This window comes from Acinetobacter sp. AOR18_HL (assembly GCF_027855145.1).
GTDB lineage: Bacteria > Pseudomonadota > Gammaproteobacteria > Pseudomonadales > Moraxellaceae > Acinetobacter > Acinetobacter pittii.
Genome location: NZ_JAKTIG010000004.1, coordinates 1 through 15,352 on the forward strand (window position 1 = coordinate 1; position 15,352 = coordinate 15,352).

The following is a 15,352-nucleotide window of genomic DNA, read 5'->3' on the forward strand; positions in this document are numbered from 1 at the left end:
TCTATTTACTAATGGAACTGAATTTACAGCATGTAAAATAGATATAACATGCTCAATAGTTCGTATAATGTGACTTATTAGACAGTTTACGTAGGAGCTATATATGGATGTTCTCAGTGAAATTTTAGATAAGGTAGAGCTTACTAGCAGCTACTGGTATAGAACCTCATTTGCGGGAGACTGGGGCATCAGCCTCCCGCAGGAAGAGAATCTAGCGAGATTTCACATCGTGACTCATGGCGAGTTTTGGTATGAGGTGCCAAAACTTAAACTTAAAGCATTGGCGGAGCAGGGCGATATTTTGATCTTTTTCAAAGGGATGGAGCACACCATGGCCAGTGCACCAAAAATCAAGGCCGAGCCTGCGGTCGAATTTAGAGCTAAAGCCAACCTCACCGAAGCTCAAGTTTTGGAATACGGTGATCAGAGCAAGCTCAAAGCCAACGTCGTTTGCGGACATTTTTGTTTTAATGGCGGACCCGATCATCCATTCTTAAATTCGCTGCCAAATGTCGTGCATATCAAGAGTGCTGATAACTCCCACTCGCCTTGGCTTGCCATGCTTTTAAGTATTATAGAGCAGGAAGCAAAATCAGGGCTTCCTGGAAGCAACACGTTAGTCAGAAAGCTGACCGAAATTATCTTCGTGCAAGCGTTAAGAATCCACATGTACAAATCCAATAAAAATGCTGGATTCTTCAAACTGATCGAAAATCCGCAACTCAGCAAAACCTTGGAAGCTATTCATCATAGTCTCGATAAAAAATGGGGTCTTGACGATCTCGCCGGGATTGCGGGGATGTCGCGTACGAACTACAGCGTCAAATTTAAGGAGCTGTCAGGCATGACACCTCTTGATTATTTAACCTATTGTCGGCTTGAAAAAGCAAAGCAGCTGCTTAAAGAATCCGGTAAGTCTGTTCCCGAAGTGAGTGAAGCCATTGGGTATCCGGCACATGAACACTTTCAAAAGTTGTTTAAGAAAAAAATTGGCAAAACTCCTAGCGCGTACAGAAAAGAAAATTCTGAAAAGGTGTAAAAATGAATATCTATAACTCTCCTGTTACCAAAATAGCTTTCTGGGTCATAGTCATTGGTGGTGCGGCTTGCCTGCTTATCCCTTTGTTTGCACCTCTTCTTCCGCTGCAATATTTGAAAGGTTATGGCGAAATAGGAGATGTTCTTGGAGGTATTTCAAGCCCATTTCTACAAATTCTGGGTTCAGTGCTTCTCTTTCTGGTGTTAAAAGCTCAGATTGACGCTAATGGCATCCTCCATCAGCAAATCGAAAAGGAATATACGAAGGAGCAACTGAGGCACGAGTTGAATCAGCTTCACGAACTTTATATGTTCGTCGAAAGAAACATTAAAAATTTTAGCTACGATCAGGAAAAGATGATTGATGGCAAGTCGCAAATGATCCTTTTGCATTCCCGGCGAGCGATTAAATGTTTCATTGAGGATCTAGAGAGCTTAGATGTTGATATTCACAAAGATGACGACATTTTAAGGTTCGACGGGGTTAAAGAAATTATGAGCATTTTGAACAGCGTTGACCTATATTTCGACAAAATCAAAGACAGCGAGATTGCACCTTATCATAAGAGTTTTTATAAAACGCTTATGCAGCACGAACTTCTCTTCAGCGTTTTTCCTTATCAAGATCTCGACAATCAAGCGTACCTAAAACAAGAGCATTGCCCAGAGTGTGGTGAATATCATGCAAATTATCCGCCACTGATTTATGACCGGTTACAGAAAATTAAAAAAAGTTTCTCCTGATGTATTATGGATATTTATTCGGTATCGGTCCTACCAAAAAGCTATTTGTAGTATCTCGAGTACGTGCTGTGGTGTAGTAATTCCAATCTTAGAAAACTCAAAGCTTATTCTGAAACTATCGGAATTGTCGGTTGGGTGAGACTTAGTCGCCCCGTAAAGCCTTATCGGGGCGGCAAAGATAACTTTTTATATCACTGCTATTGATGACGTCCTTTGTTTACTAAAGTTGTAAGCCCTTATTCTTTGTTTTAGACCTTCAACCACTCCGGGCTTGTCACTAGGAGAGTCCCCTTGGCTAACCTTAGCCGTCAGATCGTATTCAGCGATTTCTAGCCGGTCCCCCTGAATCATTTTACGCCAACCGTTCCACAACTTAGGGTCAAGCTCTTCGGTACGCCAACCATCGGTCGGTTCGCTCCGACTCGCTAAAGCCAGATCCCTGATTTGGTTCTGGAGCGTTAGATCGTCAATCATTGTTTGGGAGTGAGAATGTTGAGGGATTAAGTTTTGATACAAAAGATTAAACTTACACCAATTTTACGCCATGGAATTTTAATATTTTTATAAATTATTGATATTTAATATATATTTTAAATTTATTGTCCAATCCATCATAGGTGCGACAGAAATACGAGGTTGTAACGATTGAAGTGATTGCATAGCCAATAGACCCAAAAGTCGCTAAATGAATGAAAGGGCAGCATTATACGGGGTTTAGCCCTGAATCGACAGTGGCATTTAACCGAGTAATTTATAACCACCCTTATGTTGAATATAGAAAGATGATTTATAACAATTTACTTTATGAGTGAGTGAGCTGCTTTTTTTGTAAGAAAGCATCAAGGACACTAAATAAAATACAAAGCAGAACAAGAGCCACACCTGCAACACATGTCATAGTCCACCCGCCATGATTCCAAGCAAAAATCCCTAAGGCAGAGCCACCAGCTCCTCCAATAAAATAAGTGGTCATATAGATGGCATTAATACGAGATTTAGCATCCGGACGTAAACGGAAAATAATGCTCTGGTTGCTCGTATGAACGAGCGCGAGTGCTAATTGAATTAAAGCAAAGCCAATAACATAACTAGAAAGGAGGGTTTGTCCGAAATAGAAACAAAGCCAGCTTACCAAAAACAGTCCACAACCCATCCACGTAAGTAACCTTGTGTAGCCTTGGTCGGCATATTTACCAATATAGCGTGTTGATAATGCCCCAAAGATACCAACTAGTGGGACTAGTCCGATAAATAGATCGGGCAAATGGTGTGCCGAAGTTAAAAGTAAGGCGATGGTGGAATACAGAATACTTACTGCGGCAAAGGCGAAAGCACCTGTAAGCGCTCTTAATAATAGTCGCTTTTCCTCTTTTAAGAGTTGAGCCATGGAAACAAATATTTGTCCATAGTTCATTTTCATGCGTAAGACATAAGGCAGACGGCTTTTTAAGGTAAATGCCAACAGAAGCATTAATACGCCGCTGACGACATAGACTATTTTCCAGTGGAAAAGGTTGGAAAATAAGCCAGCTAAACTGGTAGAGAGTAAAATTCCGACCAATAAGCCACTCATTAAAAAACCAATGATCTCGCCAGTTTTTTCGGGCTTTACGGTCATTGTGGCAAGTGGGATCAGGACTTGCGCAGCAACAGAAAACAATCCCGCTAAGATTGTACCAATCCACAACATGGGTAAGTTCACAGCAAAAGCAGATGTAAATAGACCAACTGCGCAAAGTACCATCAAAAACGGAATAGCTTTGGCTTTATTGACAATATCACCCAACGGGACAATAAAGAGTAAACCGAGGGCATAAGACACCTGAGCAAATGTCACTGTTAAAGCGGCTTGTGCTTGAGTTACAGCAAACTCTTGCTGAATAGAGTGAATTAGAGGCTGACAATAATAATTCACACCTGCACATAAACCGCATGCTGCTGCCATCAACCAAAGCAAAGGTTTATTTTGACTGATATCTTCAGGGGTAGACATGACGTTCTCTCAGTTTTATTGGGTGTATGCCGTTGCTTCAACTTCAATAAGCATGTGTTCTAGTGCAAGGCGCGGCACAGGAATAAGTGTACAGGCAGGAAAAGGATGATTTTTCCATAAATTTTGCATAATTTTAATCAGAATTTGATGTTTTTCGACCGAGTGGTCAACAACTAAAACTCTCAATACAGCAATATTGCTAAGCTCTGCATTGGCCGCTTTTAAAGCATGTTGAATATTATCAAAAACTTGATTCGCTTGTTCTTCAAAACTTGGGCTTAATTCACCTTGGGAATTTTCGCCTCCTTGACCTGCTACATGAATAATATTCTTAAAGCTTTCCACTACAGCAACATGACTATAAGCGTTTGGCGTTGGGTCATATAAAGTTGATGGATTTATGATTTTAAAAATTTCTTGACTCATTGGAACTCAACCGTTTATTAAAATTTAGATGAGTATCCAACCTCAACTTAAGTTGAGGTCAAGAGAATTTAATGTTTTAGTCTTTTCTTTCTAAGTGTAATCATCATGACGCCGACAATATTAAGAAGGCAGCCGACCCATTGCCACATATTGAGATGTTCATTTAAAAAAGCAACGGCAAGCAAAATCGTTAAAACTGGTCCAATTGAAGCAATCATTGCAGATTGAGAGGCACCTAATCGTTCAATACTTTGCATGAGCATAACGGTAGGTAAGACGGTAACTAAAAAGCCTAAGCCAATGCCATACCAAATTACACTAGAAGGGAGTTGTAATAGGAGTTGAATTGGATGAGGTGTGCTTAATGCGTAATGAGTTAATGTGCCGATACAGGCCACGGTTAAGGCTAACCCTGTGAAATTCCAAGAGCCAAATTTCTTAATGAGAGGTGGCGTCAGCAACAAATAGCCAGCGAAAGCCACGGCACTTGCAAATACGAAACTTGTCCCTAACCAGAAGTTGCCCTGAATTGGTGCGTTGTTGTGCTCCTGAAGCATAACCAGCACGGTTCCACCATAACTAAGAAAAATGGCAAAGAAACTTTTTACATCTAATTTTTGTTTGTAGAGTAAGCTTGATACGATGACTGTAAGCGTGGGATATAAAAATAGAATAATTCGTTCTAAAGAGGCACTAATAAACATAAGGCCCATGAAATCGAGCCAACTTGCAAAGTAGTAGCCTAATAGACCGGCAAAAATTAAAATTAGCCAATCCTTCTTTTTTATGCCCTGATTATGATGCCTGTTAAACCAGCAAATTAATAGAAAGAACGGTAAAGCGCTTAACATGCGTAAAGTCATCAGGACCGTACCGTCTACTAATGGAGAAAGGGCATAAGTCTGTTTAATAAAGATTGCTTTTGTACTGAATAGAAACGCAGAGCAAAGAGCAAAAAAAGACCCGATTTGAAACGAAGATAAAGAAATTTTCATATACAGGACTGTATAAGAGAGACTATTGTCTGCAAAAAAAGAAAAATCTTCCTATGTTACACCTCTAAACTAATATCGTGAATCATCAGTTCAAAATATGGGTATTTATTAAATAAATAGTGGGTGGTATTTTAAAAAAGTTCAATTAGAATCCAAATTATGTACAAAGAATACACATGGGGGAAACATTGCAGCTTGCAATGTTTTTGACAATGAGAAATTAGCTTGAGGAACGCTCATGCAGATCGGAATCCCAACCGAAACTGTCGTCGGTGAAAATCGTGTAGCTGCTACGCCAGAGACAGTAAAGAAGTTGATTAGCGCTGGTCATAGCGTTGTGATTGAACGTGGTGCTGGTGTAAAGGCTGCGTACATTGACAGTGCTTATGAACAGGTCGGTGCAACCATTACGGATGATGCCTATACGGGTAGTCAAATTATTTTGAAAGTTCGCGCACCACAGGGCGGGGAAATTCAGAAACTTGCAGCAAATACTGCTGTTGTAGCAATGTTTGATCCTTATCGTAATACCGAGCTAGATCAGTTTGCGAATCAACAAGTGTCTGCTTTTGCTTTAGAACTGCTTCCTCGTACGCTTTCTCGTGCACAAAACATGGATGTGTTGTCTTCTCAAGCAAACTTAGCTGGTTATAAGTCAGTTTTACTTGCTGCTGCTGAATATCAACGCATGTTCCCAATGCTTATGACTGCTGCGGGTACTGTAAAGCCTGCGCGTGTTGTGATCATGGGGGTTGGGGTTGCTGGTCTACAGGCGATTGCAACTGCAAAACGTTTAGGTGCAATTGTTGAAGCGACAGACTTACGTCCTACAGCTAAAGATCAAGTTGAGTCTTTAGGTGGTAAGTGGTTAGACGTCCCAATGTCTGAAGAAGAGCAACAACGTGCAGCAGATGCCGCTAAAAATGGTTATGGATGGATGCCGGGTGAGCAATACATCAAAGACCAAGCTGCGATTGTAGATAAAGCTGTTTCTAATGCTGACATCGTGATTACTACTGCATTGTTACCAGGTCGTGATGCACCACGTTTAATTAAAGCTGAAACTGTTGCCAAGATGAAACCGGGCTCTGTCATTTTAGATATGGCTGTTGAAACTGGTGGTAACGTTGAAGGCTCTAAAGTTGGTGAGACTGTGTTTACAGAAAATGGCGTGAAAATTTTGGGTGTTCCAAATATTCCGGCAACTGTAGCAACAGAAGCTTCTGCATTGTATGCGCGTAACGTTTTTAATTTCGTAGAGACCTTATTCGACAAAGAGAAAAACTTTGCGATTAATCAGGAAGACGAAATCCAAAAAGCCCTATTGGTCACTCATGGCGGTCAAGTACTGCTTAAGCGTGGTTAAGGAGATTTCTCATGGTTGAAACTATTACAATTTTCGTCCTTGCCATCTTCGTAGGTTATTACGTGGTTTGGGGAGTTACGCCAGCTTTGCATACACCACTTATGGCGGTAACCAATGCGTTGTCATCTATTATTGTGGTAGGTGCGATGTTGCAAACTGTAGGACTGCCAGTTTTAGGTGTAGATGCTAACGTTGCATTTCAAAGTGTGAATGTGGTGAGCGTACTCGGTGCGATTGCAGTATTTTTGGCAAGCATTAATATTTTCGGTGGCTTTGCAGTAACTGCACGCATGCTGGAAATGTTCAAGCCTAAGCAAAAGAAATAAGAGGGCTTTGACATGGAATTTATTCAAGCAAATGCAAACTGGTTGTACCTTGTTGGCGCAATCCTCTTTATCTTGACGCTTCGTGGCTTATCTGGCCCTAAAACAGCAATTCAAGGTAACCGTTACGGTATGATCGCGATGGCGATTGCAGTTGTAACCACCTTCTTTGTTGCGAATAACCCAGTTATTTGGATGATCGTTGGGGCAATGGTGTTAGGTGCAATCGTGGGTATCGCACGTGCACGTACAGTGCCAATGACTCAAATGCCGGAAACTGTTGCGCTTATGCACTCATTAGTGGGTTTGGCTGCGGTATTAATTGCGATTGCTGCAATTTTACATAATAACCAACTTACTGAACTATTCGCTCAAAATGAGGCGGCTTTAACAGCAGCTGGCGTGCAGCATGCACACATGAGTAAGGTTCACTTATTTGAATTGTTTGTTGGTTGTTTCGTTGGTGCGATTACCTTTACTGCATCTGTGTTTGCGTATGGTAAATTGGCTGCGAAAAAATGGGCTAAAACAATTTCTGGTGCATGGGTTAAACCTGTTCAAGCACTTATCTTTGTTGCGATGTTGGCTTGTGGTTTCTACTTCTTTACAACTGGCAATATGACTGCTTTCTGGGCAATGACAGCACTTGCACTTGCATTTGGTTGGGTTTGGATTGCACCGGTTGGTGGTGGTGATATGCCTGTAGTGGTATCGCTTCTTAACTCATTCTCTGGTTGGGCAGCGGCAGGTATTGGTTTTACTCTTGAAAACAACATGTTGATCGTTGCAGGTTCGCTTGTAGGCTCATCTGGTGCGATTCTGTCGTACATCATGTGTAAAGCAATGAACCGTTCTATCATCAATGTATTGTTTGGTGGAGCAATGGGCGGTGCAGCAGTTGCATCTGCAGATAAAGGTGAACAAGTTCAACGTAACTACCGTTCAGGTTCTGCTGATGATGCTGGCTTCTTAATGTCAAATGCGGACAGCGTTGTGATTGTACCTGGTTATGGTATGGCGCAAGGTCGTGCACAAAATGCTGTAAAAGAGTTGTGTGAACTTTTGAAAGAGCAGGGTGTTCGCGTTCGCTTTGCAATCCATCCGGTTGCAGGCCGTATGCCTGGTCATATGAACGTACTACTTGCTGAAGCAGACGTAGCATATGAAGACATTTTGGAAATGGATGAGATCAACTCAGACTTCCCAGCAACAGACGTAGTACTTGTAATTGGTGCAAACGACGTTGTAAACCCAGCTGCAAAAGATGACCCAAGCTCACCAATTTATGGTATGCCGATTCTTGAAGCTCATAAAGCGCGTACAATCATGGTGATCAAGCGTTCTATGGCAACTGGTTATGCTGGTCTAGACAACGACTTGTTCTATAATGAAAAAACAATGATGATCTTTGGTGATGCTAAGAAAGTTGTTGAAGATATGACAAAAGCAATTAACGGTACAGGCCACTAATTTGCTTTGAAATAAAAAACCACCTTCGGGTGGTTTTTTTATTTGGGCTGATTTTTTAAAGAAATTTTTCTACAAGATCCATAGATTGTTGATATAAGTCACGTGCCAGTTGCTGATTTTTAGCATGTGATGATTTCCAGTCTGGCATATGTGCACTGACATATTCGCCATTACGGTGTTGCCATGCTTCAGAAGTTGCCATTTCTGTAATGAGGTTTGCTGGAACTGAAGTTGGTACTAGTCCTAATTTCATCGCTGCATAGACAGGTTTTGGTAAGTCTCGATAAATATCAGAAGCAACACCACCCGGGTGTAATGCATTATTGGTAATTGAACTTCCAGCTAACTGTTCTGCTAATGCATTGCTGAATAGTAAATTCGCAAGCTTTGATTGACCGTAATAGAACAGGGGATTGTAAAAACCTTCTGCACGAAATTTATTGGGTTTAATTGAGCCAACCCAATGAGCAATAGACGCAAGATGAATAATGCGCGCTTTAGGAGATTGTTGTAAAACTGGGAGTAGTTTTTGAGTTAATAAAAAATGGCCTAAATAATTAACCCCAAATTGTTGCTCAAAGCCTTCACTGGTCAACTGTTTGGTTTTGGCAAATAAACCTGCATTATTAATAAGTACATCAAGGTTGCCATAGCGATCAGCAATTTCATCGGCGGCTTTTCTAGTTAATTCAAGACTATTTAAGTCGAGAGAAACGACATCGACTTGTCCTTGGTTAAGTGAGCTTAGTTTGTTTTGTGCCTCTTGCGCTTTCTGAGGATTTCGACATGCCAAAATCACATGTTGCCCTTGTTTAACGAGTTGTTCTGCTGTGGCGAAACCTATGCCCGTATTAGCACCTGTAATTAATATCTTCACTTTCTGTACTCTGGTTATGCTATTTATTGGTGGGGACTTCAAGAATTTGTATAGTGCTGTAAATTTGACAATTTGTCATGTCAAATTTAGATATATGTGATGATTGGTGTTTTGGGATAGGGTATGGTATTTGAAAGTGCTTAAAATAGATGTGGATAAATAAAAAAAGCAGCTCAAAAGAGCCGCTTTTTTTAAAAGCAAAATTTTAAGCAACCGACTCTGGAGCCGTACGCCATAAGCTTTCTAAATCATAGAATTTACGAGCTGTTGGTAGCATTACGTGTACTACAACAAAGCCGAGATCAATTAAGATCCATTCTGCATCTCGTTCACCTTCAACGCCAATCGGGCGGAAACCGGCTTTTCGAGCTTCTTCTGCAACATTGTCAGCAAGTGCTTTGACATGGCGAGTAGAAGTACCACTTGCAATTACAATAGCATCAGCGACATTGCTAATTGAGCTAACATCTAACTGGAGAATATCTTTTGCTTTTACATCAACTAAAGCATCGTGGACGACTTTGAGACAAGCTTGTACGTCTTTATTTGAGGTGTTCATTGCGAAATCGTGAGAATTAGACACGCTGGGCGATGGTTCTAAATTCATATAGGGTATATTTTCCTGACAATTACTCACTATCTAATATAGTGGTTTTCGCACTAAATTTCAAACAGAAGTCGTAACAGTTTATATATTTACATCATCAGAAAAGTATTTTTTCTTCCATGTAAACGACTGATTTGAACCATTTTCAGGTTTATATTCCGCTGCAATATAGTTCTGATATGAACTTTGCTTTAACCAAGAAAAAATTTGTTCATAAGGAATTTGAGCTGTATCAGGCTCATGGCGGCCCGGACAGTCTGCAAATTGAATATGTCCAATTAAGTTAATATTCTCTTGCAAACCCTCAAGTACATCTTCCCCCATCATGGCCATGTGATAGCAGTCATATTGCATTTTGAGGGCAGGATGATTGACTGCTTCTAGCATTTCTTGGCCCTGCGCAATGTTCTGCACCAAAAAGCGAGGCATATCCGTGCCATTAATCATTTCAAAAACGGGTTCTATATCATGTTCACTGAGTAAGTTGCAGGCAAGTTTTAAATTGGCTGCTAGTGTTTTTAAACAAGGAAGTAAGTCAGCATCTAGTGGTTGCTTACCCGCCAAAATATTAACACGAGGAACGTTTAAAGCCGTGGCATAGCTAATAGCCAATTCTAATGCCTCATGGAATGCTGTTTCTTGGCCGGGAATGCCTGCTAAACCGTTTCCGCCTTGCATAAGATCACCTGCAGGCACATTAATTAAACAAAGGCTGAGGTTATAGCGTTCGAGTTGAGTTTGAATATCTGCAATAGACAATTCATAAGGGAATTGAATTTCGACATATTCAAAGCCCTGAGCATGGGCCAGAGCAAAGCGTTCAATTAAAGGAACTTCGGTAAAAATCATGGATAAATTGATTGCAAGACGACCCATACTCAAACTCCGTTTATTTTTGCTCTATTAATTGAATCATAGTAGCTAAATCTTTCTCGGCAAAGCCATTTTTTTGGTGAGTTTGTAGCTGTAATAGAGCTTTTTGTGCAACTGGGATATCTAAATTAACATTGTTAGCCAATGTTACTGCGTTGTTAAGATCCTTTGATAATGTTTGAACTTTCCATTGAACAGGTTCAAAGGTATGAGTTGCCATACGTGGGGTGAGAATTTGAAAAGGTTTTGAATCTGCAAATCCACCTGCTAAGGCTGGAGCGAGCAAAGTCGTATCTACACCAGCTCGGTCTGCAAGAGCAACAGCTTCTGCAATAAGAGCACTGTTGGCTGCAACAATGAGTTGATTGCAGATTTTGGTGGCTTGGCCAGTTCCTGTGTCTCCCATTCGTGTTACACGTTGAGATAAGACATTATAAACAGGCGTTAATTCTGTAATGGTTTGAGCATCACCACCTGCAAAAATAACAAGTGTGCCTTGTTCGGCACCAGCTGTTCCACCTGATACGGGTGAATCAATCCATGTAACGTCATGCGCGGAAGCTGCTTGAGCAAGTGTTTTTGTTGCAGCAACAGATAAGCTTGAGAAATCCACAATAACTTGTTTAGCTTTTAAGTTGGGCTGAATTTTTTCAAATACTGCCTCTACGGCTTTGTCGTCTGCTAGACAGATTAAAATAACAGGATATTCGCCAATATTTATAAGATCTAGAGGCTGTGCGCCGATATCAATCAGTTCTTCACATGCAGAAGGGGTTCGATTCCAAACCGCAACTTGAAAGCCAGCTTGAATAAGGCGGGTTGCCATGCGGCTCCCCATAAGCCCTATACCTAAAAAAGCAATAGGGGTGTTGCGATCAAAATTCATAATCTAAGCTCTTTATTTATATTGGCGTGGTAAAAAATTAACTTCCGGATGTTTGTCTTTTTTACGAGCAAGTTTGCTATTTTTACCAAGTAATAATTTAAGTTGCCAGATTTTTTCTAGACGTAATGATTTTTCTGGTTGGTGTTCCATTGCATCAAGTACACGTTTTGCAGCAGTGAGAGCATCGGGTGAGCGTTGTAACATTTCAGTGGCAATTTCATTTGCTTTTTCTAGCGGAGAGTCACTTAAATGAGTTACAAGACCAATTTCTTTTGCATAATTTCCATTGAAAACACGAGCGGTTAAGGTGAGTTCTTTTGCAAGATCAACGCCAATTAGTCCCTTCAATGAACGAGTAAGTCCCATGTCTGGCACTAAGCCCCAACGGCTTTCCATAATCGACATTTTAGTGTCTGGATGAGAAATGCGAATATCAGCTGCTAAGGCAAGTTGCATTCCGGCACCAAAACAATATCCTTCAAGAGCTGCAATCACAGGTACAGGTAAATTTTGCCAAATCAGGAATGCTTTCTGGAATAGGCTTTGTCCGGGTTTCACAAGCTCCCAAATGGCAAAGGCAGAATTTTTCGGATTATTCAGATCAGATAAATCAATTCCAGCACTAAAAACTTGTGCTTCACCTGTCAAAATCACACAGCGGATCTCTCTATCTTTTTTAATGGCTTTTGCTGTTGAAACGAGTTCTTTGAGAAGGGCAAAACTCATGGCGTTACGTTTATCAGGACGGTTTAGATAAACTGTTGCAATGCCATTATTCTTTTCAATACGTAAAAGTGCCATGAAATTCCCGCTTATTTTTTTATCGATAAGCGGAGCATAACATGGCTGTAATTTGGAAACATGACAGCTCAGTCATGCCTATTTAGTCGGTCTGTTAGTCAGGGATTACTAAGATTTGATGAGCAGCACTTTCTACTTCTTTGACAACAAGTCCTAACTCATCAAAGCGTCTCATAACTTCTTCAATAAAGCTTTCATCGGCTATACGGCGTTCTTTGCGTAGTGTTGAAACAAATTGCTCAAAGTCACCGGTCACTTGTTGTAGTTTTGGAGTCCCTACATAGCGTGTAGCGCCATAAAGACGATGTAAAACATGCTCAAGTTGAGGGAAGTCTTCAAGCTCAATAAGCTGCTGCATTTCGTCTAGCTCAGTTGGGAAACTATCAACTAACATTTTAAGTAAATCTTGAGCAAGATCTTCTTTGTTTGCTGCAAGCTGCAAGCTTTGTTGCCAGTTTAGAATTTCTGGGTCTAATGCTTCTGCAACGACATGATGGTCTTTATCTGGAGCTTTTGCTGTAAAGTTGTTTTTAGTCCATTGCGTTAGAATCTGGATAATTTGTTCCATTTGAATTGGCTTGGTGACATAGTCATTCATGCCGACTTTGAGAAGTTTTTGTTTTTCATCGGCAAGGGCATGGGCTGTTAATGCAATAATTGGAAGTTGCATTTCACCATCTAAAGTCGACTCTAATGAACGAATAGCGCGAGTTGTATCAATACCTGACATAACAGGCATTTGAATATCCATAAACACTAAATCAAATGGTTTGAGTTTCTGATCGATTCGCTCTTGAATCAGATTAAGCGCTTCTTGACCACTGATTGCTTTAGTTGTTCTAACGTTAAGTTCACCCAGTAGGGCTTCTAAAACAATTAAGTTAGGTAAATGGTCATCCACTGCCAGAATGTGTAAACCCTGACCATTAAAGTCTTGTTGTTCCTCTTCAAAAATAGGCTGATCATTTAATAATTGAATGAGTCCGCTTCGGCTGAGTGGTTGATAGAGAGGACGAGCACGATATTCAGTGAGCATGTTTGGCTCAAGCGTCATTTGATAGCCATAAACTGCCAAATTACCTTGATAACGACTACGAATTTCTTTTAATAACGCTTCAGTATCACCACTATGGTCAACAATGAGCCATGTATTATCTTTCTGATCAAGATGCTTTAAGCGGCTAAACAAGTCCAGAATCGATTGCGTCTCGATGTGAGGAACATGATAGTTCTCAAGGTAATAACGTAAAACACTTGCTGTAGCGGGGTGGGCAAGATAAGACACCACTTGTAAATGTTCAAAGTGCGGGTGTTCAATCTCGTAATCTTCATCTACTACAAATTGTGCGGTAAACCAGAAGGTTGAACCTTTTTCTGTTGGAGCACGTTCCTGATTGTCCTCAAAGCCAATTTGGCCATGCATGAGATGAACGAGCTGTTTAGAGATCGCAAGACCTAAACCTGTACCGCCAAATTGACGTGTAACGGATGCATCACCTTGCGAGAATGATTCAAATAATTTATTACGATCTGTACCGCTTAAACCAATACCACTGTCTTGAACACTAAAATGAAGTAGGCATTGTCCGATATCATCATGTTCCATACGAACACGAACAATAATTTCGCCATCTGGAGTGAATTTAATCGCATTCGAAATCAAGTTAGTCAGAATTTGTTTGAAGCGTAAAGCATCACCAATCACTTGTTGTGGAATATTGTCGGCATAGTAAAAAGCCATAGCGATATGCTTTTGGGCAGCCAGTGGAGACAGCATATCCATGACGTCAAAGACGGCTTCTTCTAAATCAAACGGCGCTGTTTCGAGCTCTAATTTACCAGCATCAATTTTTGAGAAATCTAATACATCATTAATTAATGCCAATAAATGGGCTGATGACTTGCGAATAGTTTGCAGGTAAAGATTTTGTTCGTTATTTAGGTTTTGTTGACGAAGTAATAAATGAATAAAGCCATCAATACTGTTTAAAGGCGTTCGAAGCTCATGACTAATATTGGCAAGAAAAACCGATTTGGCTTGGTTTGAAGAAATCGCTTGGTCACGTGCTTGACGATAGGTAATGTTTTGAACTTCTAAGGTATCTAGCGTTCTGCGTAAGTCTTCTTCGGTTTGTTCGGTGTGTTCTTTTAACTCTAAAAAGCTAAAGTGCAATCGTTTAACAACGTTTGCAATATCACGCTGTAATAAGCGCAATTCACCCGTACTGTTAATGACCATATGCTGGTCCAACGTGTCTGCATTTAAACGTTGCAACTGCATGCGAATTTCGTACATCGGTGCAATCCACCGACGCGAATAAAAATTCAAGCAAAGTAAAAGTAACAGTAAGGTCATTAAGCCAGTAATGACGAGGGCAATCAAAATACGGTAACGTGCCAATTCTAGTGGCTGATTATCCATTTCAATCACAAGCCAGACAGGTGCTTTTCCGGGTGTGTCGCTAATCCGCTGTCCATAAATATTGTTGTGGTTATAAGAGATTGGACCAAAAAAATTATTTTTTTCAGTAAAGTTTGGCCAATAACGATTGTCTCGATAACCGATACTTAAATAAGTCTGACCATTGCTATCAATTAACGCAGCACGTTTTAGATTTTTTTCATTAAACATGCTTTGCATGATGTGCTGAGCATGGTCATATTCATCGGGCTGTAGTTCAACTAGGTGGTATAAATCTAGTGCGATTTGATTATAGCGGGCTAAAATTGCTGAGGCATGATGTAGCTGTTGTTGTTTTACTGAATGCGAGGTTTCAGTTAAAACCAGAAAAGCACCAACACACGTTAAAATCATAATGGGCACAAAAATAAGAGCAATCAATTGCCCATATGCGTGATTCAGACGTAAGCGTTTCGATAAGGTTTTATTGAAATTAGACATGGCTACATCAGATTTATCTCTCTGTAGGGCATCTTATCACGCTTTATTTTA

General features: G+C 40.5%; 14 protein-coding genes. 5 read left to right on the plus strand and 9 right to left on the minus strand.

Going from position 1 to position 15,352, the window contains the following annotated elements; genetic code table 11:
• Positions 1 to 103: 103 nt before the first annotated feature.
• Both MKL51_RS00450 and MKL51_RS00455 read left to right on the plus strand, forming a co-directional pair.
• Positions 104 to 1,039, plus strand: coding sequence for an AraC family transcriptional regulator (locus MKL51_RS00450; protein WP_002123001.1), 936 nt, complete (start codon positions 104 to 106; stop codon positions 1,037 to 1,039).
• Positions 1,040 to 1,041: 2 nt separating this feature from the next.
• The gene (locus tag MKL51_RS00455; RefSeq protein ID WP_005403709.1) at positions 1,042 to 1,782 is read left to right on the plus strand and encodes a hypothetical protein; all 741 of its coding nucleotides are present in this window, start codon (positions 1,042 to 1,044) and stop codon (positions 1,780 to 1,782) included.
• A gap of 802 nt (positions 1,783 to 2,584) precedes the next feature.
• On the opposite strand, the gene MKL51_RS00460 is transcribed toward MKL51_RS00455, so the two are convergent.
• The 3 genes from MKL51_RS00460 to MKL51_RS00470 form a co-directional block, all read right to left on the minus strand.
• A complete protein-coding gene (locus MKL51_RS00460; protein WP_017482399.1) occupies positions 2,585 to 3,775 on the minus strand; it encodes an MFS transporter in 1,191 nt (396 codons plus the stop codon).
• A 15-nt stretch (positions 3,776 to 3,790) separates the two neighbouring features.
• Positions 3,791 to 4,201 (minus strand): RidA family protein, encoded by a 411-nt coding sequence (locus tag MKL51_RS00465; protein ID WP_017482398.1) that lies wholly within the window; start codon positions 4,199 to 4,201, stop codon positions 3,791 to 3,793.
• A gap of 68 nt (positions 4,202 to 4,269) precedes the next feature.
• Positions 4,270 to 5,196, minus strand: coding sequence for a DMT family transporter (locus MKL51_RS00470; protein ID WP_017482397.1), 927 nt, complete (start codon positions 5,194 to 5,196; stop codon positions 4,270 to 4,272).
• A 238-nt stretch (positions 5,197 to 5,434) separates the two neighbouring features.
• Between MKL51_RS00470 and MKL51_RS00475 the strand changes: the two genes are divergently transcribed.
• The 3 genes from MKL51_RS00475 to MKL51_RS00485 are packed head-to-tail and all read left to right on the plus strand — an operon-like array spanning position 5,435 to position 8,355.
• Positions 5,435 to 6,562 carry a Re/Si-specific NAD(P)(+) transhydrogenase subunit alpha gene (locus tag MKL51_RS00475; RefSeq protein ID WP_002117245.1) on the plus strand — a complete coding sequence of 376 codons (1,128 nt, stop codon included), beginning with the start codon at positions 5,435 to 5,437 and terminating at the stop codon, positions 6,560 to 6,562.
• 11 nt (positions 6,563 to 6,573) lie between these two features.
• Positions 6,574 to 6,888 (plus strand): proton-translocating transhydrogenase family protein, encoded by a 315-nt coding sequence (locus MKL51_RS00480; RefSeq protein ID WP_000230434.1) that lies wholly within the window; start codon positions 6,574 to 6,576, stop codon positions 6,886 to 6,888.
• Positions 6,889 to 6,900: 12 nt separating this feature from the next.
• Complete coding sequence (locus tag MKL51_RS00485) at positions 6,901 to 8,355, plus strand: NAD(P)(+) transhydrogenase (Re/Si-specific) subunit beta (protein WP_017387605.1); 1,455 nt, start codon at positions 6,901 to 6,903, stop codon at positions 8,353 to 8,355.
• 55 nt (positions 8,356 to 8,410) lie between these two features.
• On the opposite strand, the gene MKL51_RS00490 is transcribed toward MKL51_RS00485, so the two are convergent.
• From MKL51_RS00490 to MKL51_RS00515, 6 genes are all read right to left on the minus strand, one after another.
• Entirely contained in the window at positions 8,411 to 9,232 is an 822-nt protein-coding gene (locus MKL51_RS00490; RefSeq protein WP_017482396.1) for an SDR family NAD(P)-dependent oxidoreductase, read from the minus strand.
• A gap of 205 nt (positions 9,233 to 9,437) precedes the next feature.
• On the minus strand, positions 9,438 to 9,839 hold the full coding sequence (gene rsfS / locus MKL51_RS00495) for a ribosome silencing factor (RefSeq protein ID WP_001047580.1): 402 nt from the start codon (positions 9,837 to 9,839) through the stop codon (positions 9,438 to 9,440).
• Positions 9,840 to 9,920: 81 nt separating this feature from the next.
• Entirely contained in the window at positions 9,921 to 10,715 is a 795-nt protein-coding gene (locus MKL51_RS00500; RefSeq protein ID WP_017387608.1) for a hydroxypyruvate isomerase family protein, read from the minus strand.
• Between the two features lie 13 nt (positions 10,716 to 10,728).
• On the minus strand, positions 10,729 to 11,598 hold the full coding sequence (locus tag MKL51_RS00505) for an NAD(P)-dependent oxidoreductase (protein WP_017482395.1): 870 nt from the start codon (positions 11,596 to 11,598) through the stop codon (positions 10,729 to 10,731).
• 12 nt (positions 11,599 to 11,610) lie between these two features.
• Positions 11,611 to 12,399 (minus strand): crotonase/enoyl-CoA hydratase family protein, encoded by a 789-nt coding sequence (locus MKL51_RS00510; protein ID WP_017482394.1) that lies wholly within the window; start codon positions 12,397 to 12,399, stop codon positions 11,611 to 11,613.
• Between the two features lie 94 nt (positions 12,400 to 12,493).
• A complete protein-coding gene (locus MKL51_RS00515; protein ID WP_017482393.1) occupies positions 12,494 to 15,301 on the minus strand; it encodes a GacS-like sensor histidine kinase in 2,808 nt (935 codons plus the stop codon).
• Positions 15,302 to 15,352: the final 51 nt, after the last annotated feature.